This window comes from Novacetimonas maltaceti (genome assembly GCF_002906255.1).
Taxonomy (GTDB): domain Bacteria; phylum Pseudomonadota; class Alphaproteobacteria; order Acetobacterales; family Acetobacteraceae; genus Novacetimonas; species Novacetimonas maltaceti.
The window spans coordinates 34579-59397 of record NZ_POTC01000016.1; the positions used below are offsets into that span (position 1 = coordinate 34579).

General features: G+C 62.6%; 24 protein-coding genes. 10 read left to right on the forward strand and 14 right to left on the reverse strand.

What is annotated here, in order from left to right; all coding sequences use genetic code 11:
- Nucleotides 1–553 precede the first annotated feature (553 nt).
- Nucleotides 554–1186 (forward strand): hypothetical protein, encoded by a 633-nt coding sequence (locus KMAL_RS07715; RefSeq protein ID WP_239020019.1) that lies wholly within the window; start codon nt 554–556, stop codon nt 1184–1186.
- Between the two features lie 37 nt (nt 1187–1223).
- Here KMAL_RS07715 and KMAL_RS07720 read toward each other — a convergent pair whose 3' ends face one another.
- The 11 genes from KMAL_RS07720 to KMAL_RS07770 form a co-directional block, all read right to left on the reverse strand.
- Nucleotides 1224–1793 carry a helix-turn-helix domain-containing protein gene (locus tag KMAL_RS07720; protein ID WP_146044177.1) on the reverse strand — a complete coding sequence of 190 codons (570 nt, stop codon included), beginning with the start codon at nt 1791–1793 and terminating at the stop codon, nt 1224–1226.
- Nucleotides 1794–1883: 90 nt separating this feature from the next.
- The gene (locus KMAL_RS07725) at nt 1884–3638 is read right to left on the reverse strand and encodes a Hint domain-containing protein (RefSeq protein ID WP_110095163.1); all 1755 of its coding nucleotides are present in this window, start codon (nt 3636–3638) and stop codon (nt 1884–1886) included.
- 36 nt (nt 3639–3674) lie between these two features.
- Nucleotides 3675–4022, reverse strand: a complete 348-nt coding sequence (locus tag KMAL_RS17565; RefSeq protein ID WP_239020020.1) for a GntP family permease — start codon at nt 4020–4022, stop codon at nt 3675–3677.
- 42 nt (nt 4023–4064) lie between these two features.
- On the reverse strand, nt 4065–5546 hold the full coding sequence (locus KMAL_RS07735; protein WP_110095191.1) for a M81 family metallopeptidase: 1482 nt from the start codon (nt 5544–5546) through the stop codon (nt 4065–4067).
- A gap of 217 nt (nt 5547–5763) precedes the next feature.
- A complete protein-coding gene (locus KMAL_RS07740; protein WP_110095164.1) occupies nt 5764–6126 on the reverse strand; it encodes a RidA family protein in 363 nt (120 codons plus the stop codon).
- Between the two features lie 137 nt (nt 6127–6263).
- Nucleotides 6264–7331 (reverse strand): D-TA family PLP-dependent enzyme, encoded by a 1068-nt coding sequence (locus tag KMAL_RS07745; protein ID WP_110095165.1) that lies wholly within the window; start codon nt 7329–7331, stop codon nt 6264–6266.
- A 202-nt stretch (nt 7332–7533) separates the two neighbouring features.
- On the reverse strand, nt 7534–8184 hold the full coding sequence (locus tag KMAL_RS07750) for a Crp/Fnr family transcriptional regulator (protein ID WP_239020021.1): 651 nt from the start codon (nt 8182–8184) through the stop codon (nt 7534–7536).
- Nucleotides 8185–8231: 47 nt separating this feature from the next.
- Complete coding sequence (locus KMAL_RS07755; protein ID WP_146044179.1) at nt 8232–8600, reverse strand: hypothetical protein; 369 nt, start codon at nt 8598–8600, stop codon at nt 8232–8234.
- Between the two features lie 142 nt (nt 8601–8742).
- A complete protein-coding gene (locus tag KMAL_RS07760) occupies nt 8743–9396 on the reverse strand; it encodes a TetR/AcrR family transcriptional regulator (RefSeq protein ID WP_110095167.1) in 654 nt (217 codons plus the stop codon).
- Between the two features lie 106 nt (nt 9397–9502).
- Complete coding sequence (locus KMAL_RS07765; RefSeq protein WP_180999765.1) at nt 9503–9964, reverse strand: hypothetical protein; 462 nt, start codon at nt 9962–9964, stop codon at nt 9503–9505.
- Nucleotides 9965–10250: 286 nt separating this feature from the next.
- Nucleotides 10251–11048, reverse strand: coding sequence for a deaminated glutathione amidase (locus KMAL_RS07770; RefSeq protein ID WP_110095168.1), 798 nt, complete (start codon nt 11046–11048; stop codon nt 10251–10253).
- 271 nt (nt 11049–11319) lie between these two features.
- Here KMAL_RS07770 and KMAL_RS07775 point away from each other — a divergent pair, with 271 nt between their 5' ends.
- Nucleotides 11320–12165, forward strand: a complete 846-nt coding sequence (locus tag KMAL_RS07775) for an SDR family NAD(P)-dependent oxidoreductase (protein ID WP_338043487.1) — start codon at nt 11320–11322, stop codon at nt 12163–12165.
- Nucleotides 12166–12186: 21 nt separating this feature from the next.
- On the opposite strand, the gene KMAL_RS07780 is transcribed toward KMAL_RS07775, so the two are convergent.
- Nucleotides 12187–12774 (reverse strand): hypothetical protein, encoded by a 588-nt coding sequence (locus KMAL_RS07780; RefSeq protein WP_110095170.1) that lies wholly within the window; start codon nt 12772–12774, stop codon nt 12187–12189.
- A gap of 330 nt (nt 12775–13104) precedes the next feature.
- Here KMAL_RS07780 and KMAL_RS07785 point away from each other — a divergent pair, with 330 nt between their 5' ends.
- From KMAL_RS07785 to KMAL_RS07795, 3 genes are all read left to right on the forward strand, one after another.
- Nucleotides 13105–14478, forward strand: coding sequence for a purine-cytosine permease family protein (locus KMAL_RS07785; protein WP_110095171.1), 1374 nt, complete (start codon nt 13105–13107; stop codon nt 14476–14478).
- A gap of 82 nt (nt 14479–14560) precedes the next feature.
- Nucleotides 14561–15679: a histidinol-phosphate transaminase gene (gene hisC, locus KMAL_RS07790; protein WP_110095172.1), complete on the forward strand. Its 1119-nt coding sequence runs from the start codon at nt 14561–14563 to the stop codon at nt 15677–15679.
- 334 nt (nt 15680–16013) lie between these two features.
- The gene (locus KMAL_RS07795; protein WP_110095193.1) at nt 16014–16817 is read left to right on the forward strand and encodes an NAD kinase; all 804 of its coding nucleotides are present in this window, start codon (nt 16014–16016) and stop codon (nt 16815–16817) included.
- Between the two features lie 124 nt (nt 16818–16941).
- Here KMAL_RS07795 and KMAL_RS07800 read toward each other — a convergent pair whose 3' ends face one another.
- Entirely contained in the window at nt 16942–17841 is a 900-nt protein-coding gene (locus KMAL_RS07800) for a diacylglycerol/lipid kinase family protein (protein WP_110095173.1), read from the reverse strand.
- 235 nt (nt 17842–18076) lie between these two features.
- Here KMAL_RS07800 and KMAL_RS07805 point away from each other — a divergent pair, with 235 nt between their 5' ends.
- A complete protein-coding gene (locus KMAL_RS07805; protein ID WP_110095174.1) occupies nt 18077–19018 on the forward strand; it encodes a cation diffusion facilitator family transporter in 942 nt (313 codons plus the stop codon).
- A 153-nt stretch (nt 19019–19171) separates the two neighbouring features.
- On the opposite strand, the gene serB is transcribed toward KMAL_RS07805, so the two are convergent.
- Nucleotides 19172–20080: a phosphoserine phosphatase SerB gene (serB, locus tag KMAL_RS07810; protein WP_110095175.1), complete on the reverse strand. Its 909-nt coding sequence runs from the start codon at nt 20078–20080 to the stop codon at nt 19172–19174.
- A 30-nt stretch (nt 20081–20110) separates the two neighbouring features.
- On the opposite strand from serB, the gene miaA reads away from it, so the two are divergent.
- From miaA to ilvC, 4 genes are all read left to right on the forward strand, one after another.
- Nucleotides 20111–21109, forward strand: coding sequence for a tRNA (adenosine(37)-N6)-dimethylallyltransferase MiaA (gene miaA, locus KMAL_RS07815; RefSeq protein ID WP_239020022.1), 999 nt, complete (start codon nt 20111–20113; stop codon nt 21107–21109).
- Between the two features lie 70 nt (nt 21110–21179).
- The gene (ilvB, locus tag KMAL_RS07820) at nt 21180–23012 is read left to right on the forward strand and encodes a biosynthetic-type acetolactate synthase large subunit (protein ID WP_110095176.1); all 1833 of its coding nucleotides are present in this window, start codon (nt 21180–21182) and stop codon (nt 23010–23012) included.
- A gap of 100 nt (nt 23013–23112) precedes the next feature.
- A complete protein-coding gene (ilvN, locus tag KMAL_RS07825) occupies nt 23113–23628 on the forward strand; it encodes an acetolactate synthase small subunit (protein ID WP_110095177.1) in 516 nt (171 codons plus the stop codon).
- Between the two features lie 58 nt (nt 23629–23686).
- Entirely contained in the window at nt 23687–24706 is a 1020-nt protein-coding gene (gene ilvC / locus KMAL_RS07830) for a ketol-acid reductoisomerase (RefSeq protein ID WP_110095178.1), read from the forward strand.
- The last annotated feature ends 113 nt before the right edge of the window (nt 24707–24819 follow it).

The following is a 24819-nucleotide window of genomic DNA, read 5'->3' on the forward strand; positions in this document are numbered from 1 at the left end:
TGTTTTTCCGGATTTCTGCAGCAGGTGCCTGCTGTGCCGGGTGCTGCGGCATGGGGGCGTGACCCGCAAGGAGCCGGGATTACTGCTTCAGCATCACTCTGGTTACGGTTTCGTGTGTCGGGTTCCGGCATGCCTGTCCGAAGGCACGGGCGGGCGGGGGATATGGCGTCCGTTCAGATAGTCAGCCATCCGGATATGGTTTTAGTTTAGTCCTTCTGGATACATGAAAACTGCTCGGTTCCGCCTCCGCCTCCGCCTCCGGCATGGCGCAGCATCGGGTGATCTGCGGAAAGTATCACGTCTATACCTGAATAAAACACCAGGTTCCTTGAGACCGCATGGTGTCTTTTATGGTCTTCTTATGGACAGGGGCAGTAACAGGAAATATATTTCTGGAAATTGTTTTTCAGGTGTTTTTTAGATGACAAGACATGTCCCGATTGTTCTGGCTGCCATGATATGCTGCGCCGGGTTGGCGCCTGCCTGGGCGGGGGAGTGTTATAACCTGGGCAACGGGCAACCCTCGGAACTGACCGGGACGCTTGAATATGTCATGTTTCCCGGCCCGCCAAATTATGAAGATGTGCAGACAGGCGACACGCCGGAACCTTCATATGTGCTGAAACTTCATGATCCCATCTGCCTTTCTGGCGATGAGGCCGCAGACCCGAGCAAGTCTTTCCAATATGTCCAGCTGGTCTCGGGGCAGGGAATTGATGAACAGTTCCGCCATCTGCTGCATAAGGACGTCACGGTCCATCTGACGGATGCAATGGCGGCTGTAACCGGGCATCACCATGAACCACTTGTCGCAACCGTCACCTCTGTCAGTCCCGTGCAGGCAAAGCCCATGGAGTTTACTGACGAATACGGCACTGCGGCAACGACGGTACAGGCGTTCTATGCGGCACTGGGGGATGGGCAGGGTGCGGAGGCATCAGCCATGGTTATCCCGGAAAAACGCGCCGCACCGGCATTTTCTCCGGCGAATCTTACCCGGTTTTACGGGGGGCTGGCGGACCCCATACGCGTGGTGGGCATTGCACGGGAAAATGACAGTACTTTCATTGTAAATTACCACTACGCAACAAAATCACATGTCTGCAATGGCCGGGCAACGGTGACCACCACCATGCGTGATGGCCGGAATTTCATACAGGGCATCCATGCGCTGGATGGCTGTTAGGCCCCGTCCGGCCTGACCCGGCCGGGTCTGTTCCTTTTCAACGCCTTGCGCGCCGTTCGGCATATTTCTGGACCTCCATCTTGCGTTCCGTGGGCAGGCGTCGATACAGGTCGATAAGGTCACGTTCGTCGGGGGACAGGTCCATGGTCATGGCCTGTTCCACCATGCCCCCCAGAAACAGTTCGAGCGGCACTTCAAAAAGTTGGGCGAGTTTCGGTAAATGCCTGTTGGCGCTGCTGGTGCGGCCTGTTTCCAGGGCGGCGATCGCGGAGCGGCTGAGGCCCATTGCTGCGGCAAGCTCGCTCTGGCTCATGCCGCAGGCCTTGCGCAGTGTGGCGACCTTCTTGGCCAGTTCAATGGCAGGCGCGGCCCTGGCGATGGCCTGCCCGCTCAGGGTGGCCCGGCTTTCACGGATCCAGCGGCGGAAATGGGACTGGCTGACGGCATGGGCGTCGTTTTCGCATGATGTCCCGTCATGCCGCGCCGCATGGGCCATGAGGCCGTAGGCGAGCACGCCTTCCGAAAGGTCGACGATCCGGCGTCGCGGCAACCGGGGATCATCGGGTGCCCATATCTGCCCCGGCTGGAGGAGGATGCGTGGTGCCATGTCAAACCCGATAAATGGCAGGACCCCGCCGCCCGCGAAAGGCGCGCGAAGCCCTGCCGTGGTCACGTCAGTGCGCGGACTGTGTGCGGATCAGGCGCGTTTTGCGACCTGCATGCCCTCCGGTTCCGCAACCAGGTAAGGGCCTTTTTCCCTGATCTGGATGGCGAGGAGTGCCGCGCTGTTGGGATGGCGCGGCCCGAGGGGAAGCAGGGCGTTGCCGGAGGTCCAGCGCATGTCTTCGCGTTCCAGCGCGTGCCAGCCGTCGAGCGCCTGTTCGCAAAGGTGGGGCGTTAGGGCATGGCAATGGGCCGCCTCGAACATCGTGACCGTGCCGATTGCCAGGCCGAGTTGGCGGCGGTCATCGACGAAGGGCCCGATCACGTCGCTGGGGCGACTGGTGCGCGAGACGATGCGCACGCTCTGCACGCCGGTCGGGATCATGAACATGACCTGGCCCTCATGCTCGCGCGCCTGCCGGATCACGGCCCCCGTATCGGTGATGAGGTGCAGGCTGGCGTCGTGCGTCAGTTCGGCAGCACTTTCTTTCCGCGCGGTGCCTGCGGCCTGTGCGCGGGCGACGATCTGATGGAACAGGGGTTCGACGAACGCGCGACTGACGCCAAGGGGGGCTGCGGCATCCTCTGTCCAGTTCCGGGTGGGGCGTCCGATGCGTACGATATTGTCGGTCTGGCGGAAGCCGCGGCGATTCCCGGTGTCGAGATAGCTTTCGGTCAGCATGCCATCCACGGTGATGATGGAATGTTCCGTGGTCTCGATATGATGGTAATCATAGGATGTGATCGACCTGTCATAAAAGATGGAGCGGCCGTTCACCAGCATGCGGACAGGGATGAACTTCCCGTCAAGGAACAGGCAGTGTTCCGCCGTGATGAGCATGTCCTTGTACGGGACGCCATCGCTGATCGCATCCTTGAGGATACGGACCGGATACCCGGCTTCATCATCGGGAAGGTGGGAGCGGACCCTGACGGACTGGCTGCCGGTCCACACGACCTCGCGAACGGTCTGCGCATTGTTCCCGCAATCCAGCGCAAGAACCGTATCCCCGATCCTGATGTCTTCGACAGCCACGTCGCCTGTCGGTGTCCTGACCATGCTTCCGGGCAGGAAGCAGACCAGAACGCCAGTGGAGCCCGAACTGTTTGCAGAGGATGCGCTTATGTACAGGTTTCCGTCACTATCCTGTTGGTAAAGAGTGTTTTGTGACGTGGTATAGTCACCATTGACACTGATGGTGATGCCGGTATTCGTCGTGATGCTTGTATTTGTTCCATCATATGTCGCATTCGTGACATAGGACGCGCCGGGTATTTCAATGGTGGCCCCGGTGTTGCCAAACCCTGAGATGTTATTGAAAGTAAGGACATCCACGCCACTGGCCGGGGTGACAACAAGCGTCCCGCCCCCCGTCCCGAAGGTGATTCCCGTCCCTGAAAGTGCGGAGATTTCAGCAGTGCTGAGAGTACCAAGGTTGATGGTACCGCCGTTTTCTATGGTGTAGTTGGTGCCACTCAGGGCAGTAATGATATTGTCGCCTGCGATATTGATGGTTCCACCATCGGCGGTGAAGTTGGAACCCGTCAGAAGGCCAAGAACGGTTGATCCGACGTCAACCGTAACATTGGCCCCATCTTCTGAAGTTACGGTATACGGATTGATCGCCCCGATAAGTGTGGGTGCGAAACTCAGGCTGTCTGTAATATCCCCTTTGAATGTAACGCCAGCGCCCCCCAGCGAAGCAAGCCCCAATACCCATCCGACAGGAAATATCGTGTAGCTCCCGCTGGTGGTGACAGTATTTCCATAGCCATATAAGCCGGACATTCTGTTTTTCTTTCATGATAATAATGCGTATTTATCTCATATGAAGTAAAAGTAAATTTTCTGTATATGATCGTAAAATAAAAACATTATCGGGACTCCCATGGCAGGAGATCCGGGAATATTGAATAATACATTGAAGATAAAAGGTTTTGGGCGCTGCCGTTTGGCCTGAAAACATCCACGGGGTTTGCCGAACATGGTGCCGAAGGCGATCCGGAACCTGATGCTGCCCAGCGCATTGCCCGCCCCGTGCTGGAAACTCGCGACCGCCTGCATCGGGCCGTGCCCTGCCGCCAGCATGAGTGCGATGGCCACCCCGAACAGCACCACAAGCGCGTTGAGGTGAAAGCGCGCGATCAGGACAATGGCACAGGTCAGCGACATATCAGCGGCCTTTCACGGGGCATGCCGTGGGGGCGGGAGGGATCAGGTCATGTCATGGGGGTTTTCCACGATGGGCCAGATCCTGCGTGTCAGCCGGGTATATTTCGTGCGCTTCGGGTCGGAGGGGTAATGCGTGCCCGCATCGACATAGAGGATTTCGGAGGCGATCCCGACAAACCCGGCATGGAAATGGTTGGTGGATTTTACCACCAGCACATCCTTGGCCACGGGGTCGATGCCAAGGTTGGAGAAGATGTCCGGCTCGAAACACTGGGTGCGGTTGGTGTTGAGGATGATGTCGATCCGCGTGCCCGCGATGCGCACGACCGCACTTGCGCCCAGTGGCACCTGGCTTTCGCCAAAGCTCTGCCACGCGGCGGATGTGACGTTGCGGACTTCGACCTCCACGTCGATCGGGTCCCCGCCGCCGGGGCCTGCCTTGCCGCCGATGCGCAGGTGGAGGCACGCGCCAATGCCTGCCGCCTCGCAGAAGGAAACGGCGATCGGGTCCCAGATGGTCGCAACGCCGGCATTGTCGATGCCGGCATGGATCAGCGCCGCCAGCAGGATCGTCCCGTCACCTGCCACGCCGCCACCCGGATTGTCCCATATGTCCGCAAGGACGACCGGCGCGGTGATGGCGGGATCGGCAATCGCCGCCTTTGCCCGTTCGATCGCCCGTTGCGGTGACAGGGTGTGCATGCGCGTGCTGCCGCGAAAGCCGAACACCTCCATCCCCAGTTCATGGGCCAGGTGTTCGCCGCCGCGCGGGTCATTGTCGGTGACGACCACGACCTGCGTGCCAAGGTCCGCCACGTTCCCTGCAAGGAACCCATGGATGAGCGAAATGGACAGGACCCGGCCCGTGCCCTGCATGGCGCGGATCCTGTCCACGAACCCGCGCAGCGGTTGCTGGCTGGTGGGCAGGACGTCGATCATCCGGCAGTCGAACGTCGAAATCACCGGCCTGATTTCATGGCGCACCGTGCGCAGCACGATATCGACCAGTTGTTCGGCGCGTTCCATGAAATCCGTATGCGGAAACTCCAGAAACGCATTCATGACGTCCAGATTGCGCACGCGCAGCGCGGTCAGGTGGCTGTGCGGATCGAACGTCGCCCCGATCACCACATCAGGCCCCACGCAGTCGCGGATATGCGACAGCAGGTCGCCTTCGCAATCCTCATACCCCTGCGCCACCATGGCGCCATGCAACCCCATGACCACCGCGTCCACCGGCAGGGCGGCACGCAACTGTCCCACGATTTCGTCGCGCAGTTCTTCATAGGTCTGGCGTTTGACCAGCCCACCGGGTTCCGCCCATGTGCAGGTACCTTCGATCAGGTCGAACTCCTGTTCCCCGCGGCGCCTGCGCAGGGCGGGGACAACGGCGGAACACAGCGTCGGGGTGGGCGGATGCTGCCCCGGCGGGGCGTAGAATGCGCCCCTGAACGCCGACAGGTCGGTGGGGACCGGGGAAAATGTGTTGGTTTCGGTGGCAAGAGAGGCGACAAACACACGCATGTTCATTCTCCTCCGGGCGCCATGGTTCTGGAAAGCCGTTTCAGGATAGATCACTGAGAAGAATAAAAGTTTTTTGGTGAAGCTTTTTCAAAAAGCTTCGAAAGACGCCGCCTTCTTGAAAAAAGTCGACACCCGAAAACTTTTATTCTCCCGGGGTGGATTCTGAAAATGGTCTTCGGGTATCATGGCGCGCAGGATGGTTTTATGCAGGGGGAACTCAGCCGAGCGGCCTGTAGGCGATGGCCTCGATCTCCACCATGATGTCGGCCATCAGGCCAGCCTCGATCGTGGTGCGTGCGGGCGGTTCGACCGGGAAATAGGTCGCATAGACCTTGTTGAATTCCTCGAAATCCCCGGCATCTGTCAGGATGGCGAAGGTCTTGACCACGTCGCCCATCTCGCACCCGGCGGTCTTGAGAACGGCTGCGACGTTATCGAGCACGGCGGCCGTCTGCGCCACGATCCCGCCTTCGACAACAGTGCCGTCCACCACGGGAACCTGCCCCGAGACATAGACATAATCCCCCGCACGCACCGCCATGGACAGGGGAACGGCGGCCTTGCCATACACTTTCTTCATCGCGTCTTTCCGTTTTGTCTTGTCTGTAAAAAAGACTGTAAAAATTTCAGAATTTTTTGGTGAAGCTTTTTCCAAAAAGCTTCAAGGGAACGCAGCCTTCCTGAAAAAGGCTGAACCCCACAACATCTGTTCCAATCTCAGCTCACGCCCCCACGCGCGACGACCGGCAGGCGGTCAATGACCCTGCCGTCCGACACAAGGTAGACATGGTCGAACATGTTCGTGACCACGCAGGCATGGTTGGGAATGATGCGGACCTTTTCCCCGATGGCGGGCAGGGATGCGCCCTCGCCGGAACGGATCGTGCCGTGTTCCTCGCTCAGGGCGGTGATGCGGCTGTCCTCGTGACCGATGATGTGACCGTACCCGTCCTGTCCCAGCAGGTCGCTCGTCAGGGTCTTGGTGCCCGCGTCGATGATCACGCGGTTTTCGGTGGGGCGGCTGATGACGGTGGCCAGCACGCTCAGTGCGCATTCCTCGATCGTCGCGGCCCCTGCGGCCACCTGGGAACGGTCCATGTAGATGTAGGTGCCGGGACGGTATTCGGTCATGTTGCGCATGTCGCCCGCCGTCCACATGTCGGGCGTGCCCCCCACCGTGATGGCCGGAACGCCGATCCCGGCCGCGTCGAACGCCGCGCGGGCCTGGCCCAGCCATTCATCCGCCTGCGCCTGCTTCCCGGAGGCGGGATAGGTCATCAGGCCACCGAAGCACAGGTTGGGGGCCGCGAGGATCCGTTGCGCGAGGGTCAGGGCCTCCTGCGCGGTCTGCACGCCGCAGCGGTTGCCACCGGTGTCGCATTCGACAAAGACCCGCAGCGCCGGGATGTCCGCGCCCGCCGTGACACGGTCATATCCCTCGATCACCGGCAGGTTGTCCGCCACGACCGACAGGTTGACCTGGCGTGCGAGGTTGACGAGGCGGCCGAGTTTGTGCGCGCCGATGATGTTGTAGGTCAGCAGGATATCCGACAGCCCGGCCTGCGCCATGATCTCGGCCTCGGTCAGTTTCTGGCAGGTGATGCCGACTGCCCCTGCCTCCACCTGTCTGTGGGCGAAAAAGGACAGTTTGTGCGTCTTGATATGGGGGCGCAGGCAGAAACCGTGCGCGCTGGCGTAACGCTGCGCCCTGTTGATATTGGCCTGCGCCTTGTCGAGATCGACCAGAACGGCCGGGGTGTCGAGCATATCGATGGAAATTGGCATCGTCTTCCCGCGTTTCAGGCGGATGGGCTTGCCCCACCAACCGTTATCGATAAATAATCATCCCGAAACATAATACCGATCCGAAGTCGTGTAAAATTGTTAACCATCACGAAAAAAGTATAAAATCCTTGTCCGGTGTGATGTCAGGGCATCCGGGCACCGGTTTTATTTCTCTCGTGATGGGCTGGTTGTCGCTGGAAATCTATTGGGAGATCATGATCCGGATCTGTTCCGTATTGATCTGCATCCGTTGCGACGACAGGCGTTTGATCAGGTCCATGTCTTCGAGAACCTTGAGCGTACGACTGGTTGTTTCAAGCGCGATGCCGAGATAGTCGGCAATGTCCTTGCGATCCATCGCCAGGGTCAGGATGTGTGAGCGTCGGTCAAAGAAATCGGCCTGCTTGCTGCATTCCAGAAGGAAGCCCGCAAGCCGTTTCGTCACCAGTGGATAAGTCGCCAGCAGGACATGGCGTTCGGTCGCCCTGGTGTATTTCAGGGCATGCTGCAGGAACAGCGTCTGGATGCGCGGGCGGAATTCGATCAGCGTGCGGAGTGCGGGATACGGGATCTGGAAAAGATAAGTGTCAATCAGCGTCACGGCGGAGGCACGGTACAGGCCGTTTTCGGCCGTGCCGAACATGTTGTCCGCCCACAGGAACGCAAAGATCTGGTTGCGGCCATCTTCACGCTGGTATTCCAACCGGACTGCGCCGGAGCGGATGATGTAGAGATAACGTGCAGGTTCGTCCTGCGCGTAGATACGGCATTTCGCGGGTTTGTGTATCTTCGAGGAAATGGCGTTCAATGCCTCACGTTCCTGCGCATCAAGTCTGAAATCACCGAACATCATGAATGCCTGTTTCGTTATAAATCATGCTATATATTCGTATTTTCGGACTATATGGCCTGTGCGACCCGTGCATCGCCCCCCGGCGTGCTGACCCTGTTCCCGGCCTGCGGCACGTGGGGCGATATTGCATATGTGCCTGCCCGGGCAGGTGTTTTTGTCTTCCTGCCCAGGGAAGGTGCGATACCGCGCGCGGTCATGACCGGACGGGCAGCGTGCGTGCGTGTTTCCCCGTGGCATCCCGTCATCAGCAGCAGGATGCCGATGACCAGCAGCAGGGGGGAGGGCCTTTCCGCCGGGGGGCAGGGCGTGGGGGATGGGTGTTGCGTGCCCCCGTGGGTCAGTCGCATGACCGTGGGGCAGGCGGCAGGCCTGCCGTCGCGCTGGGACGCGGGTTTTTCAGGGCACGTGGGTCGCATGGATCCGGATGGTCCTCATCAAATCATGGCTCCTGGTGAGGGGACAGCCTGTGATGACCGGATATATACGAAACGGTATCGTATCTCAATATGTCATATGAGGTATTCGCCTGGAACAGATGGGTTCCGGCAAGGGGGCCTGTCAGGGCGTGGTGCGGATCCCGCACATGAAAATCTGCCATGCGCGGTCAAAGAAATGGTCGCGTGCCAGCGGGTCATGCAGGCTGTTCTGGCGCAGCATGGTGTTCTGCAGCGGCCATCCCAGCACCAGGCTCATCAGGGCCCGTGTCGTTTCCTCGTGATCGGTGGCGCTGATCTGTCCCGCATCCTCCGCCGCGCGGAGCAGGCGGCCGATGCTCGCCATGAAGGGGGCTGCGATGTCCTTCATGATCTCCTCGACGGCGCTGGGAATGCGGTGCCCGTCGGCAATGACGATACGGTAGGTCTCCAGCGTTTCCGGCCGCAGCATGAAGTCGAGGAAAAAACGGGCGATTCCACGCATCGCCTCCAGCGGGTTTTTCGGCGTCGCCTCCATGGCGGTGGTTTCTTCAAGCAGGAGCCGCCCGCGTGCGGCAAGCACGGCCCTGAACAGGTCTTCCTTGGAGGCGTAGCGCCGGTACAGGCTCGCCTTGCTGCATCGTGCGACACGGGCGATCTGTTCAAGGGAGGTCGCCGCAAATCCCTGTTCTATGAAAAGTGCCGTTGCGACCTCAAGGACATGCCGATCAAGCTGTGCCGATCCTTCCGGTGTCGGGCGTCCACCCGTATGTGGCGGCCTTGGTGGTACGTCAGCCATGTTTCATCCCCCAGCACTGCGCGGTTGGTCGCGTCTGCCATGGGGCATAGCACGGGATGTCCGCCATGCACCATGAAGGGCCGGCGTGCAGGATGCGCGATGCGGGTCAGGGGGCGGGTGGTTGCGGCGTGAGGCGGAAGGAAAGCCGCGAGACCTGGCCCGACAACTGCGCGCCGCGTGTGCGGGCATGGAAATCAATGTCGATGCCCCTGCCATTTTCCATCACGATGCCCGCCGTGCCGCGATGGAGTGTGGCCGTGCCGCCAACGGTCCAGTACGTGCCGTTGAAATCCTGCACCCGTGCCAGGTTGCGCACGCATCCACGTCCCGACAGGGACGCACCGCCAAGGCTGAGCGCACCGCCACCGCGCACGGTGAAGCGATAGACATGCGTGCGGTCCGACAGCGTCCCGTGCCCCCACAGGTAGCCGATGCCTATGCCCACCTGCCGGGCGGACATGTCGATCACGGCGTCGGCGCGCGTGCATTGGGCCTGTGCCCGTGTCGTGACGCCAAGCAGCAGGGGGATCATCAGGGCAGACAGGTGGACGGGTCTGGGAAGGATCATGGCGTGCGGGTCCCGGCAGGCATGGCCCGCACGGGGCGCGCGCCTGCCTGATGAAGTTCTTGGCGGGCGGGTTCCCATTATTGAACGAACCCGTATCGTTCCTTATTTGGGCGCGCAGACGATGTCAATCCAAAAGGAAATCCCCCGCGCCACGGCCTGCCGCACCGCGCCCCTACGAAACCGATGGGGGTGTTGGGTGACGCATCCTGTCAGGAAGCTTCAGCGGGTCACGCCTTTTTGGAAAAGGCGCCCCGGAAGATGCCCTCCCGTTTTACGGGGGCGTGGTTCAGTCGCGCCGCAGTTCCGGCGTGGCAAACCGTCGGTTCTGCAGGACGGGGACAATCCGGCGGGCATGGGCGATACGTTCATGCGAAATGGTGCAGAATGTCAGGGTCGGGGCTTCCCCGGCCTGCACGATGGCCACGCCAAGCGGGTCCACCACCATGCTGGAGCCGATATTGCGGTTGCCACATTCGCTGACGGCGATCATGTAGCAGGTGTTTTCCAGTGCCCGCGCGGTGACAAGCACTTTCCAGTGCTCCTCCTTGAGCGGGCCGCGCACCCATGCGGCAGGCAGTACCAGCGCATCGGCACCATCGAGCGCCAGTCGCCGGGCAAGTTCGGGGAAACGCACGTCGTAACAGGTCATCAGCCCGATCCGGAATCCCGCCACATCAATGATCGGCGGGATGTCCTGGCCGGGCGTGACATTGCGCGATTCCTGCACGGCAAAGGCATCATACAGGTGGAGTTTCCTGTACTGCGCGATGATCTTCCCCCGGTGGAGCACGACCAGCGTATTGTAATGGCGCCCCTGTCCGTCCGGGACATGCAGGCACCCCATGATGGTCGTGTCCACGTCCCGGCTTTCATGCAGGAGGCGCGACATGAAGGGGCCATCAAGGGACTGCGCGGTTTTGGCGATGATGTCGGGATCGGCGATGTCATGCGCCAGGATCCCTTCGGGCAGGACCAGCAGCCCGGCCTTCTCCGTCGCCGCCTGCCTGATCAGGCCAAGGATGTGCTCAAGGTTGGTTTCCCAGTGCGGGGAAACGGCGAACTGTCCAAGGGCGACTTTCAGCATGATTGGTCCATGTCGGTCTGTGTTGGCCGGTGTCCAGCGTAGTCTAAAGCCCTGTTGCGGTAAATGTCCCCGTCCGTTGTCGGGCATGTCCGCCCGATCGCAGGGATGGGGCTGGTGACGTCTCCCGCCAGAAAGCTTCCGCAGGGCTGCCTGCCGAAGCTTTTATTGTATTTCAATATGTTGTGTCGGTCTGTCTGCCTGTGTGTCAAATAAAGGCGGGTGGCCTGAATTCATTTCCATTGCTGCGGCGGCGCATTGTATCAATACCGGCATGACCGACACGCAAGCGACTGGTAATCCGGGTTGTCCATTCACGGGCCATGCGCGCCCGGCGGGGGAGCAGGTTCGTGAAGACATCACGCCGATGCGTCGGGAGGATGACGGCGGGCCGCCAGCCCTGCTCCTGACCGGGGCCAGTCGCGGGATTGGCCATGCCACCGTCAAGCTGTTCCAGGAACGCGGGTGGCGGGTGCTGACGGTCTCGCGGCAGGAATTCTCCCCCCTGTGCCCGTGGCGCGCGGCGGGCGATGGCCATATCCAGGCGGACCTTGCCGATCTTGACGCCATTCCCGACCTTGTGGCCGCCGTGCGGCGGTGCCTTGGCAACGGCAGGCTGCATGCCCTTGTCAACAATGCCGGGATTTCGCCCAAGGGACCGCATGGCGAACGCCTTGGCGTGATGCGCACGGATGCGGCGCTGTGGACGCAGGTGCTGAACGTGAACCTTGTCTCGACGGCGCTGCTGGCGCGGGCGCTGATGCCCGAACTTGAACGCGCGGGCGGGGCGATCGTCAATGTGACCTCCATCGCCGGTTCGCGCGTGCATCCGTTCGCGGGCGTGGCCTATGCCGCGTCAAAGGCGGCGCTTGCGGCGCTGACCCGCGAAATGGCGCATGAATTCGGCGGGCGCGGGGTGCGCGCGAATGCGATCGCCCCCGGGGAGATCGATACCTCCATCCTGTCCGAAGGGACCGACACGCTGGTGGCGACCGGGGTGCCGATGCGCCGCCTTGGCAACCCGATGGAGGTGGCGGAGACGATCTATTTCCTGTGCATGCAGGCGTCGTCCTACGTCAATGGATCGGAAATCCACATCAATGGCGGCCAGCACGTCTGATCCGCCATTTCCCGGCCGGGGTCATTGCCCGCCTGCGGAATCCGCTGTCGCCGGGTCGCGTGGCGTGTCCGGTGCGGGCGGCGTGGTGGTCGAAGGCCCCAGTGTCTGGTGCATTTCCTGGCGGATCTGGTTGCATTTCCTGGTGTAGATGCCCGCCTGCGACGCGGTCATGAAATTGATGATGAACGCCCCGATCAGCGAACAGAAGGACAGCCCGATCACCGCCTTGCCCGTCACGCTGATGACGTCGTCGTAACACTGCGCCGAATACCACAGCAGCACGAGGCTGAGTGCCGCGCCGAGGAAGCCGAGGATCCCGGTATAGTGGATCAGGGAGTCCTCCTCGTTGCTGAAGGCAAGGGACTGCTGCCACAGCAGGTAGAGCTTCTCGTTCATCTCCTCCACCTGGCAGTCATGTTCAAGCTGCGCGGCACTGGTGACCTTGCCCGGGGCGCTGCGGTGCATGTCGAGTTCCTGCTGGGCCTTGGCGAAGGTGCGCCGCCGTTCCTTTATGGCGGGCAGGCTGATGTCCACAAAGCTGAGGATGGCAACATTCAGTCCCGCCGACAGCTGCACGACGGCCTGAAAATCACCCCATGTCTGGCTCACGTGCTTCTCCCCCTGTTTTCACACGCCCGTGATGTGAATCATAGCAGGATGGGAGGACCGCGCGAGATTGCAAAACCGGTAGGCTGAATTGCATATTCCCGCTGTGTCGTGCCCATGGTCCGCGCATGGCCATGTTTTGCCCGCGCAAGGGGGAGGGCAGGGATGCGCGCGGGCTTTACTTCATGCGACATCCGGTCATACCTGCATACGTGATGTTGCTTTCGGGCGTGATGTCTTCATAACGGACATCGAAACGGAAAAAAGCCATTGATGCGGTTGCCGTATCATTGGCCGACCGTTTCATCGAAAGAATGAAGGGGGGCCGCGCCCATGGCCGGGACGTTTGAGACGCACACGATCTACCAGATACCCGAAGACCAGCGTTACGGCCGTGTCAGCGATCTTTTCAGCGTCTGGTTCAGCACCAACATGACCCTGCTGACGGTTGTCACCGGCGCGCTGGGGCCGACCGTCTTCGGGCTGTCGTTCGGGTGGTCCATGCTGGCGGCGGTGGCGGGCAACATGGTGGGCGCGGTGTTCATGGCGCTCCATGCGGCGCAGGGGCCGATGCTGGGCGTGCCGCAGATGGTGCAGAGCAGGGGCCAGTTCGGGTCCTATGGCGCGGTGCCCATCGTGATCCTGGTGATCGTGATGTATGTCGGTTTTGCCGCGTCCAACTATGTCGTGGGGGGGCAGGCGCTGGTGCAGGCGATGCCGGGCCTCAACCGCACGGTCGGCGTGCTGACCATCGCGATCGTCAGCCTTGTGCCGTGCTGCATGGGATACCGCGCGATCCATGTGATTTCCAAGATCGTAAGCTGGCTGGCCGGGGGCGTGGTCCTTGTGTGTATCGGCCTGGGGCTGTGGCGGTTTTCGGGCGGGATGCTGATGGACATGCACGGTTCGGTCGCGGGGATCTTCAGCGCGTTTTCCGTCTCCGCGCTGTGGCAGGTGGCCTATGCGCCCTATGTCTCGGACTCGTCGCGCTACCTGCCCAACAGCGCGTCTTCCGTGCGCAACACGTTCATCGCGACCTATGCCGGCACGGTCCTTGGCACCATCCTGCCGATGATGCTGGGCATCGTGCTGGCGTGCCAGTGGTCGGACCTGACCACGGTGGAGGGGCTTGCGCGCCTGTGCGGCGGGGGCGCGGGCATCGTGCTGGTGGTGCTGTCGCTGGCGATCACGCTGGGCAATGCGATGGGGGTGTATTGCGGTGCGCTTTCGACCATCACGGTGGTGCAGACCTTCTGGCCCGACTGGCGCCCGGCGATGATAAGCCGCGTCGTCGTGACGCTGTGCCTCGTGGCGCTGGCGCTGGTGATGGCCTTTGGCATGAGCGCCAATTTCATGAAATCCTATGCCGCGTTCCTTGACATCCTCATGGCGGTCATCGTGCCGTGGACGGCCATCAACCTGACGGATTACTACCTGCTGCGCCATGGGGAGTATGATGTCGCCTCCTTCTTTCGCGCCGACGGCGGGTGCTATGGCTATTTCAACATGCCGGCCGTGGCCTCCTATGTCGTGGGCGTGCTGGTGGAACTGCCGTTCCTCAGGAACGACCTGTACACCGGATTCCTGCTGCCCTACCTGCACGGGGTCGACATTTCGTGGCTGGTCAGCCTGATCGTCACCACGGTGGTCTATGTGCTGCTCTATCGCGGGCAGCGGCAGCGCGCCGCCCGGCGGCAGGCCGCCTGAGGCGGGGGATGCTTCCGGCCGCGCCGGGATGTGACGCACATTTCCGCCCGATGCACGGGCACTGAAGGGAACAGGACAGACAATGCCGGAGACGATCGACCACCAGACCCTCTGCCGCCCCGAAGTCAGGACGTTGCCGCGCTATAACGCGGGCCTGTCCGAAGAGGCCGTGAAGCGAAAGTTTGGCGTGTCGCGGATCAGCAAGCTGGGCAGCAACGAGAACCCCTATGGCCCCTCGCCGGAGGTGCTGCGGCAGTGGCCCGCGCTGGCGCACCGCCTTTTCCGCTATCCCGATGCCGGCGCCACCCGCCTGCGCGAGGGGATCGCGCGGTTCAACGACATCGCGCCCGACCAGGTGGTGATCGGCAACGGGTCGGAACAGATCATCCGCATGATCGCGGAAGGTTTCCTGTCGCCGGGGGATCGGGTGGTGACGGTGCGCCCCGCCTTTGGCCTGCATGAGATCCATCCGCTGCTGATGGGGGCGGTGGTTGATGCGGTGCCGGTTACGGCGGGGGCGGAGTTCGATGTCGATGGCCTGTGCCGCGCCCTGTCGCGCCCCACCAAGGTCCTGATCTTCTCCAACCCGTCCAACCCGGTCGGCTGCATGATGAAGGCGGACGCCCTGCGCCGGGTCATTGCGGCATGTCCGCCCCGGACGCTGATCGTGGTGGACGAGGCATATCGCGAATATGCCGAAACCGACGGCGATTATCCCGATGCCCGCGCCATCCTGCGTGAACAGGGGCGCGCGTGGCTGTGCCTGCGCACATTCTCCAAGGCCTATGGCCTTGCCGCCCTGCGGATCGGCTATGCGCTTGCGTCCTCGGCACAGGTCGCATCGGTGCTGGAGACCGTGCGCGATACGTTCAACACCACCATGCCCGCGCAGGAAATGGCCACTGTCGCCCTGACGGACCCCGATCACATGCGGCAGTGCGTGGCCCGCACGGTGGCGTCGCGCGCGCGCGTGGCCGCCGCCCTGCGCGCCATGGGCCTGTTCGTGGCCCCCACCCATACCAATTTCGTGTTCTTTCGCACGCCGCGCGACGCCATGGAGGTGGCGGGCGACCTGCTGCGCCATGGCGTGATCGTCAAGCCATGGAAGGAAAAGGGGTTCGAAAACTGGATCCGGGTCAGCATTGGCCTGCCTGAGGATAACGAACGCTTCCTGAAACATCTGGCCGAAGTGCTGGGGTGAATAAATTTTTCAAAGTAACCACCTGATATAATGAATAAAAGTTTTTGGGTGCCGCCTTTTTCCAAAAAGGCGGCGTTCTTTGAAGCTTTTTGAAAAAAGCTTCACCAAAAACTTCTGGACAATTTTCAGCAGGTTTTCAGGCAGCCCGTGCGGATGTGTTGCGTAACCGGATTGGCGCATCCTACTATCACCCGCCCTGCTGGTGGTGTTGCATTCCCTGTCCTTTTCCCGCGCCCAGCCTTATGGAGTTTCCGATGCGCACGACCTTTCTTCCGACGCTTCCGGCCATGGCGGCGCGTGGGATGCCGTGCATTCCGGCGGGGTGGCATGCTGCATGAATGAAACCGTCCCTTCGCGCTGGCTCGACGGGCGTGTGCCCACGCGCCTGTCCTTTGTCGCGGCCCCCAATGAAAGCGCGCAGGCGTGGCTGGAACGCCTGACCCATCGTTACGGGCAGACACCGCCTGCGCAGGCCGATGCCATGGTCTGCCTTGGCGGTGATGGTTTCATGCTGGAGGTCCTGCATACCACGCTGGACCGTGACATTCCCGTCTATGGCGTGAACTGCGGCACGGTCGGCTTCCTGATGAACCCGAACGTGCCCGATGACCTGCCGGCCCATCTGGCCACGACGCAGGAGGCGGTGCTGCATCCCCTGCGCATGCGCGCGACCAACCGTGAGGGCGAGGTGACGGAGGCGCTGGCCCTCAATGACGTCTTCCTGTTCCGCCAGACGCGGCAGGCGGCGAAGATCCGCATTGATGTCGATGGCCGCCAGCGGCTGGCCGAACTGATCTGCGACGGGGTGCTGATCGCGACGCCTGCAGGATCGACCGCCTACAACCTGTCGGCGCATGGGCCGATCGTCCCGCTGTCGGCCAACCTGCTGCCATTGACGCCCATCAGCGCCTTTCGCCCCCGGCGCTGGCGCGGCGCGCTGCTGCCGTCCTCCGCGCAGGTCAGGTTTACCATCCTGGAAACCGACAAGCGCCCGGTGGCGGCGGTTGCGGACTTTACGGAGGTGCGCGACGTGATCTCGGTTGAAATACAGGAAGACCGCACCCGACATACGACGCTGCTGTTCGATCCGGGGCAGAGCCTGTCCGAACGGATCATCGCCGAACAGTTCACGACCTGAAAATGATCAAAAGTTTTTGGTGAAGCTTTTTTCAAAAAGCTTCGAAAGACGTCGCCTTTTTAAAAAAGTCGACACCCAAAAACTTTTATTGCTTTGAAAATGACTTTTCCAGCAATGGAGAGGATTAGGCGTCGCGACCCACCGCAAGGCGCAGGGGGCGTCCGGCATCGCGGATGCGCACCGGCGTCATGCCAAGGACATCGCCATCCACCTGCACCGGAACCGGGGTTGCGGCATGGACGTCCACGCAACGCCCGGTCACGATCCGCACATCGCGCATGTGCGCCACCCGTCCCAGAAGCAGCGCGCACCCCATGCGCAGGGTGGCGAGGACCCCCGCCGTTTCCAGCATGATGACGCGGAACCCTGCCTCATGCTGCATCCCGTGCGGGCAGATGACGAACCGTCCGCCATACAGCCGCCCCTTGGACACCACGACGCCATGTGCGCGATAGGCGTTCCCGTCCACCCGCACATCAAGCGTCGTGAAGCGGTATCGCAAAGCCGCGCCGAGCATGGTCAGCACATAGGCCGTGCGGCCCACCATGCGTTTCAGGAGCGCGGGCAGCCAGTGCACCACGCAGGCGTCGAAGCCGATTCCCGCCATCTGGACGAACAGGCGGGGGCGCCCTGCATCCTCCACCACGCCGGGCCAGATGGTGGTGCCTGCCCCGGAGAGGATCAGTCGGGCAGCGGTTTCCGGCGCGAAGGGGATGGCGAGTTCACGGGCCAGCACGTTCGCGCTGCCTGCGGGAAAGATGCCCATGCGCTGTGGCGTGCCCGCGATGGCCTGCGCGACCTCCGCGATGGTGCCATCCCCACCGGCGGCGATGATGCAGTCGGTCGTGCCATCACGCATGACCTGCCGTGCCAGTTCCTCCGCATGGCCTGCATGACGTGTCGCCAGGACCTGCACGCTTGCGCCGCCCGCGCGCAGGGCGGCGATGAAGCGTGCCAGTGGCGCGCGCCGCCTGCGTCCTGCCGTGGGGTTGACGATGATGCAGGCGCGCATGCCCTCAGCCATGGTCTGGATGGTACCCGATAATTGGAAAGTGTTTCAAAATAACCTATTGATATAATTTACAAAAGTTTTTGGGTGCCGCCTTTTTCCAAAAAGGCGGCGTTCTTTGAAGCTTTTTGGAAAAAGCTTCACCAAAAACTTCTTATCATTTTGTGGGATCGATCACATGGTGGCCGATACCCTGTCAAAATAATGGTGCAGGCGATAGGATGCGCCAGCTTTTTTATATGGGACTGTCATGGCGCATTCTTCTTCCTCCCGCCTCGTGATCCTGGCGGCTCTGGGGGGTAATCTTCTCGTTGCGGCGACCAAGTGCGTCGCGGCCTACATCTCCGGCAGTTCCTCCATGCTGAGCGAGGCGATCCACTCCCTGATCGACACTGGCAACCAGGCGCTGCTGCTGGTGGGGATGCGGCGTGCGGCACGGCCGGCCACGCTGGCGCACCCGTTCGGCTATGGGCTGGAACTGTATTTCTGGACCTTCGTCGTCGCCCTGCTGATCTTCGGGCTGGGGGCGGGTATCTCCTTCTTCGAAGGCGTGATGCACATCCTCCATCCCCAACCCATGGCGCATGTGCTGGTCAATTACATCGTGCTTGGGCTGAGCATCCTGTTCGAGGGATCGGTCTGGGTCATGGCGCTGCGGGAGTTCCGCCAGCATGGCAAGGGGCGCCTTGGCTGGGTGGAGGCCGTGCAGCGCAGCAAGGACCCCACCGTCTTTACCGTCCTGTTCGAGGACACGGCGGCCCTTGCGGGCCTGTTTGTCGCGCTGGTGGGCAATGTCCTGTCGGAGACGCTGGACATGCCGGTGCTGGATGGCGTGTCGTCCATCATCATCGCGATGATCCTTGCGGTGACGGCCACCTTCCTGGCGCGGGAATCGCAGTCGCTGCTGACGGGGGAGGGGGTCGCGCCGGAAGTGCTGGCCGCCCTGCGGCGCATGGCGCTGTCGGCGCGCGGGGTGGATCGCCTGAACGAAATCCGTTCCATGCATTTCGGGCCGCGCGACGTGCTGGTGGTCATCAGCATCGATTTCCACAACAACCTGTCCGCAGGCGATGTGGAGGCGACGGTGTCGGACCTGGAACGCCAGATCAAGAAGACCTATCCCGAAGTGACCCGTGTCTTCATCGAGGCGCAGGACAACCGCAGCCAGCCCCCCGCCATGCCCGTATCGTGAAATATGGATTGAGGAATAAAAGTTTTTGGGTGTCGCCTTTTTAAAAAAGGCGACGTCTTTCGAAGCTTTTTGGAAAAAGCTTCACCAAAAACTTTTAAGACTTTTCAGCATTTTGCCGGGGCTGTCTTTTCAGATAATCACTGGGACGCAGGATCAGGCGACGAAATCCGCCGCCGCGTACCCTTGCGCAAACAGCAGCGTGCGCAGCGTGGTGTGGTTGACCTGCGCCGCGATCTCCTTTCGCACGGCGGGCTTGGCGTGGAACGCGATGCCCAGCCCGGCCTCACGCAGCATGGCGAGGTCGTTCGCGCCGTCGCCCACCGCCATCGCCTGCCCCATGTGCAGGCCGTGCCCCTGCACCAGCCTGCGCAGGTGTGCAAGCTTGGCATCCGGGCCAAGGATCGGCTGTCCCACCTTGCCGGTCAGGTGCCCCTCCTCGATCAGCAGGGTGTTGGCGTGCTGTTCGTCAAAGCCGCATTTCTCCGCCACGCGGGAAGTGAAGAACGTGAACCCGCCCGACACCAGCGCCGTATGCGCGCCATGCTTTCGCATCGTGCGCACCAGTTCCAGCGCGCCGGGATTGAGGCGGACGTCCTTCCATGCCGCTTCCAGCAGGGTGGCGGACATGCCGCGCAGCAGGCCGACACGCTCACGCAGCGCGGCCTCGAAATCCATTTCGCCGTTCATGGAGCGGCGGGTGATCTCGGCAATGCGTTCGCCGATGCCCGCATGGCGCGCAAGGTCGTCAAGGGTTTCGCAATCGACGATGGTGCTGTCCATGTCCGCGACCAGCAGGCGCTTGCGCCGTCCCTGCGCGGCCACCACGATGGCGTCGATGTGGCGGCGCGAAAATTCCTCGCGCAGGGGGGCGATATGCGGCATGTCGCCCGTGCCGGGTGCGGGGCAGGGGATCTCGACCGCCTCGCCCTCCGACAGGGTGACGGGGGCCGCCCCGCCGCTCAGGTCGCGCGCATGGGCGATGTCCGCCGTGCCGAGCGATGTGGCGTCGCGACTGGCGACAAGGACGAGGATATGGGTCGGGGAAGGGGAGGAATCAGCCATGATGTCCGGGCATGTGGCAGGGATGGGGAAATGACGCAAGGCACCGAAACGGGGCTGCGTCCCGCCGTAATCGTGGCAGGCCCCACCTGTTCGGGCAAGTCCGCGCTGGCGCTGGCGCTGGCGCGTGTGATTGGCGGCACCATCATCAATGCCGATTCGATGCAGGTCTATCGCGAACTGCGCATCCTGACGGCCCGTCCCACCGTGGCGGAGGAAGCGCTGCTGCCCCACCGCCTGTATGGCGTGCTGCCCGCGGCACGGGCGGGGTCGGTCGCATGGTGGCGCGAACAGGCCCTTTGGGCGGCGGACGAGGCATGGCGCGCCGGGCGCATCCCGGTCTTCTGCGGCGGGACGGGGATGTATTTCCGTGCCCTGACCGAAGGGCTGGCCGATATCCCGGACCCGCCGCCCGAAATCCGGGCGGAGGCCCGGGCCGCCGTGATGGCCGAAGGTGGCCCCGCGATCCATGCCCGCCTGATGGCGGTCGATCCCGAAACCGCGTCCGCCCTGCGTCCGGGCGACACACAGCGCATCGCGCGCGCGTGGGAGGTGTGGCGCGCGACGGGGCGGGGCCTGTCATGGTGGCGGACGGAGTCGGTGCTGCCCCCGCTGGCGGCGCGTTTTGCCGCCGTGCGCCTGTCGCCGCCGCGTGACCTGCTGCGCCACGCCATCGCCGCGCGGTTCGGGAACATGATGGACCATGGCGCGGTGGAGGAAGTGCGCGCCCTGCTTGCATGCGGGCTGGCGCCCACCCTGCCCGCGATGCGTGCGCATGGCGTGCCCGAACTTGCCGCCATGCTGCGCGGGGAGATGACGCGCGAGGATGCCATCGCCCGTGCGGTGCAGGTCACGGCGCAATATACCAAGCGCCAGTCCACCTGGTTCGCCCATCACCCCCTGGCGGCCGGGGCGCAGACATACCTGCATGACGGGAGAATCGCGTCAGATGCGCAACAAATGGAAAGGGACGGGCGGAAAATTATTTCTTTTGTTATTAATTGCATTGACGCCGGGGGCGGCTTTGCTTAAACCCGGCCCACATTTCGCCCATTGGGGGCACCGTCCTTCCTGACGGGGCCGGGGCGAAGGAGCCAAGGACATGAACGCACCAGTGCAGCATACCGCCATCCGGCCCGACGCCCGCGCCACGACAGTCGACCCCACGGTCATGTCGGGTGCGGAAGTACTGCTGCGCGTTCTTCAGGATGCGGGGGTGGAGGTCATCTTCGGCTATCCCGGCGGCGCGGTCCTGCCGATCTATGACGCGCTGTTCCGGCAGGAGAAGATCCGCCACGTCCTCGTCCGTCATGAACAGGCCGCCGTCCACGCGGCGGAGGCGTATGCCCGCTCCACCGGGAAGGTGGGCGTGGTGCTCGTCACCAGTGGGCCGGGAGGCACCAATACCGTGACCGGCCTGATGGACGCGCTGCTGGATTCCATCCCGGTCGTGTGCTTCACCGGGCAGGTCGGCGTGCCGCTGATCGGCACCGATGCCTTCCAGGAAGCGGACATCACCGGCATCACCCGCCCTGCGACCAAGTTCAACTACCTCGTGCGGCGTCCGCAGGACATCGCCCCGGTGGTGCAGGAGGCATTCCATATCGCGCGCACCGGCCGCCCCGGCCCCGTGCTGGTGGACCTGCCGAAGAACCTGATGGTCGGTCCCGCCCCCTATATGGAGTCGGCCCCGGCCCTGCACCCGTCCTATCGTCCCCGGTTCGAACCCGACCGCGCTGCCGTGGCGCAGGCCGTCGCCGCGATGAAGCAGGCGCGCCGCCCGCTGTTCTATACCGGCGGTGGCGTCATCAATTCCGGGACGAAGGCGGCCGAGGCGCTGGGACGCCTTGTGCGGATGACGGGCTTTCCGTGCACCTCCACCCTGATGGGGCTGGGCGGCTTCCCGACCACGGACCGGCAGTTCCTTGGCATGCTGGGCATGCATGGTTCGTACGAGGCCAACCTCGCCACCCATGACTGTGACGTGCTGGTCGCGCTGGGCTCGCGCTTCGATGACCGCGTGACGGGACGCCTCGATGCGTTTTCGCCGGACTCCTTCAAGATCCATGCCGATATCGACCCCGCGCAGATCGGCAAGATCGTGCCGGTCAACCTTGGCCTCGTGGGGGATGTCGGGCGTGTCATCGAGATGATGATCGAGGAATGGGAACGCACCCCCACGCCGGCGCCGCAGGCCGCGGACCTGGAAAAATGGTGGGCGCAGATCGCGCAGTGGCGTGGGCGCGACAGCTTCGGCTTCCGTCAGGACATGGCGCCGTCCGCCATCATCCGCCCGCAGTACGCCATCAGCCGCCTGTATGAAATGACCCGCCAGACCGGGCGCGACACCTATGTCTCGACCGAGGTGGGGCAGCACCAGATGTGGGCGGCGCAGCATTTCCAGTTCGACCGGCCCAACCACTGGCTGACCTCTGGCGGGCTGGGCACGATGGGATATGGCCTGCCCGCCGCCGTCGGCGCGCAGATCGCCCATCCCGACGCGCTGGTGATCGACATCGCGGGGGAGGCCTCCACCCTGATGAACATCCAGGAACTGGGCACGATCGCGCAGTACCGCCTGCCGGTGAAGCTGTTCATCCTGAACAACGAATACATGGGCATGGTGCGCCAGTGGCAGGAACTGCTGCATGAATCGCGCTATTCCGAAAGCTACAGCGCGGCGCTGCCGGATTTCGTCCGCCTTGCCGAAAGCTTCCACGGGCGGGGCCTGCGGGCGACCTGCGTGGGGGAACTTGATGGTGTCATCGCGGACATGCTGGCCCATCCCGGCCCGGTGGTTGCGGATATCCACGTCGCGCAGGAGGAGAACTGCTATCCCATGATCCCATCGGGCGCGGCGCATAACCAGATGCTGCTTGGCCCGGATCAGGATGATGGGGTCGAAGTCAGCGCCGAGGGACGGATGCTCGTCTGATCCGCGTCCCACGGAATGGTTGCGCCGTTCCGGTCCGTCTGTCATGTCCCGTCCCCGCCCGGGTGACGGGACGGAAAACCAAAGTGCAGGAAACAACATCATGACCACCCAGCAGGAGGTTGCGACCTCCGCGGTCATTTCCATACTGGTCGAGAACGAGAGCGGGGCGCTTGCCCGCGTGCTCGGCCTGTTTTCGGGGCGCGGCTACAATATCGAAAGCCTGACCGTCGCCCCGGTGGATGAGGCGGGGCGCATGTCGCGCATCAATGTGGTGACGACGGGCACGCCCCATGCCGTCGCACAGGTCAAGGCGCAGCTGGAGCGGCTGGTCCCGGTCTGGCGTGTCGCGAACCTGAGCGAGGGCGGCCCGCATGTCGCGCGGGAACTGGCGCTGGTGAAGGTTGTCGCAACCGCCGAGTCCCGTGCCGAGTCCCTGCGCATCGCCCAGGCGTTCCGTGCGCGCGTCGTCGATACGACCGCCACGTCCTTTGTCTTCGAGCTGACCGGTTCGCCCGAGAAGCTGAATTCGTTCATCGACCTCATGCGTCCCCTGGGGCTGGCTGAAATATCGCGTACCGGTGTCGTCGCGATCAGCCGGGGTCCGGACACGCTGTAACCCAGGTCCCGGTTTTTTCCTTTCATCCCGAACCGTTTATTACAACAGGAGTATCCCCATGCGCGTGTATTATGATCGCGACGCCGACGTGAACCTGATCAAGAGCAAGAAGGTCGCCATCATCGGCTACGGCAGCCAGGGCCATGCCCATGCCAACAACCTGAAGGATTCGGGGGTGACGGACATCGTCATCGGCCTGCGTCCGGGTTCGGGCGCCATCGCAAAGGCGGAAGCCGCCGGCTTCAAGGTGATGACGCCCGCCGATGCGGCGAAGTGGGCCGATGTCGTCATGGTGCTGACCCCCGATGAAGGCCAGGGCGCGCTGTACAAGGAATCGCTGGAAAAGAACATGAAGCAGGGTGCGGCGCTGGCGTTCGCGCATGGCCTTGCGATTCATTTCCGCATCATCGAGGCGCGTCCCGACCTTGACGTGTTCCTGATCGCGCCGAAGGGCCCGGGCCACACCGTGCGTTCCGAATACCAGAAGGGCGGCGGCGTGCCGTGCCTGGTGGCCGTGGCGCAGAACGCGTCGGGCAACGCGCTGGAAATCGCCCTGTCCTATGCTTCCGCCAATGGCGGTGGCCGCGCGGGCATCATCGAGACGACGTTCAAGGAAGAGGTCGAAACCGACCTGTTCGGCGAGCAGGCCGTGCTGTGCGGTGGCCTGGTGGAACTGATCCGTGCCGGGTTCGAGACGCTGGTCGAGGCAGGTTACGCGCCGGAAATGGCGTATTTCGAGTGCCTGCATGAAACGAAGCTGATCGTTGACCTCATCTATGAGGGCGGGATCGCGAACATGAACTACTCCATCTCCAACACCGCCGAATATGGCGAATATGTCTCCGGCCCGCGCGTGATCACGCCGGAAACGAAGGCGGAGATGAAGAAGATCCTGACCGACATCCAGGACGGCACGTTCGTGCGCAACTTCATCCTGGAAAACCAGTCCGGCAACATCGGTTTCAAGGCGACGCGCGCGCACAACAACGCCATGCAGATCGAGAAGGTCGGCGAGAAGCTGCGTGCGATGATGCCGTGGATCGGCAAGAACAAGCTGGTCGACAAGACCCGCAACTGATCGCACCGCCACGATCACACGATCCGGGCCATTCCCATGGTCCGTCGCGAACGCCGTCCGGGTTTCCGGGCGGCGTTTTGCGTTTTGGGGCGTCGCGCCCGCAACCCCGGCAG

Coding starts and splice junctions, on each gene's coding strand:
- KMAL_RS07800 (WP_110095173.1), bottom strand. CDS start 17,841: ATGGCTGAGGGCATGCGCGCCTGCATCATCGTCAACCCCACGGCAGGA.
- ilvB (WP_110095176.1), top strand. CDS start 21,180: ATGAACGCACCAGTGCAGCATACCGCCATCCGGCCCGACGCCCGCGCC.
- KMAL_RS17565 (WP_239020020.1), bottom strand. CDS start 4,022: ATGTCGCTGACCTGTGCCATTGTCCTGATCGCGCGCTTTCACCTCAAC.
- ilvN (WP_110095177.1), top strand. CDS start 23,113: ATGACCACCCAGCAGGAGGTTGCGACCTCCGCGGTCATTTCCATACTG.
- KMAL_RS07795 (WP_110095193.1), top strand. CDS start 16,014: ATGAATGAAACCGTCCCTTCGCGCTGGCTCGACGGGCGTGTGCCCACG.
- KMAL_RS07725 (WP_110095163.1), bottom strand. CDS start 3,638: ATGTCCGGCTTATATGGCTATGGAAATACTGTCACCACCAGCGGGAGC.
- KMAL_RS07770 (WP_110095168.1), bottom strand. CDS start 11,048: ATGCTGAAAGTCGCCCTTGGACAGTTCGCCGTTTCCCCGCACTGGGAA.
- KMAL_RS07805 (WP_110095174.1), top strand. CDS start 18,077: ATGGCGCATTCTTCTTCCTCCCGCCTCGTGATCCTGGCGGCTCTGGGG.
- ilvC (WP_110095178.1), top strand. CDS start 23,687: ATGCGCGTGTATTATGATCGCGACGCCGACGTGAACCTGATCAAGAGC.
- KMAL_RS07755 (WP_146044179.1), bottom strand. CDS start 8,600: ATGCGACCCACGTGCCCTGAAAAACCCGCGTCCCAGCGCGACGGCAGG.
- KMAL_RS07715 (WP_239020019.1), top strand. CDS start 554: ATGTTTCCCGGCCCGCCAAATTATGAAGATGTGCAGACAGGCGACACG.
- miaA (WP_239020022.1), top strand. CDS start 20,111: ATGACGCAAGGCACCGAAACGGGGCTGCGTCCCGCCGTAATCGTGGCA.
- KMAL_RS07785 (WP_110095171.1), top strand. CDS start 13,105: ATGGCCGGGACGTTTGAGACGCACACGATCTACCAGATACCCGAAGAC.
- hisC (WP_110095172.1), top strand. CDS start 14,561: ATGCCGGAGACGATCGACCACCAGACCCTCTGCCGCCCCGAAGTCAGG.
- KMAL_RS07775 (WP_338043487.1), top strand. CDS start 11,320: ATGACCGACACGCAAGCGACTGGTAATCCGGGTTGTCCATTCACGGGC.
- KMAL_RS07740 (WP_110095164.1), bottom strand. CDS start 6,126: ATGAAGAAAGTGTATGGCAAGGCCGCCGTTCCCCTGTCCATGGCGGTG.
- KMAL_RS07720 (WP_146044177.1), bottom strand. CDS start 1,793: ATGGCACCACGCATCCTCCTCCAGCCGGGGCAGATATGGGCACCCGAT.
- KMAL_RS07765 (WP_180999765.1), bottom strand. CDS start 9,964: ATGATCCTTCCCAGACCCGTCCACCTGTCTGCCCTGATGATCCCCCTG.
- KMAL_RS07750 (WP_239020021.1), bottom strand. CDS start 8,184: ATGATGTTCGGTGATTTCAGACTTGATGCGCAGGAACGTGAGGCATTG.
- KMAL_RS07745 (WP_110095165.1), bottom strand. CDS start 7,331: ATGCCAATTTCCATCGATATGCTCGACACCCCGGCCGTTCTGGTCGAT.
- serB (WP_110095175.1), bottom strand. CDS start 20,080: ATGGCTGATTCCTCCCCTTCCCCGACCCATATCCTCGTCCTTGTCGCC.
- KMAL_RS07735 (WP_110095191.1), bottom strand. CDS start 5,546: ATGCGTGTGTTTGTCGCCTCTCTTGCCACCGAAACCAACACATTTTCC.
- KMAL_RS07760 (WP_110095167.1), bottom strand. CDS start 9,396: ATGGCTGACGTACCACCAAGGCCGCCACATACGGGTGGACGCCCGACA.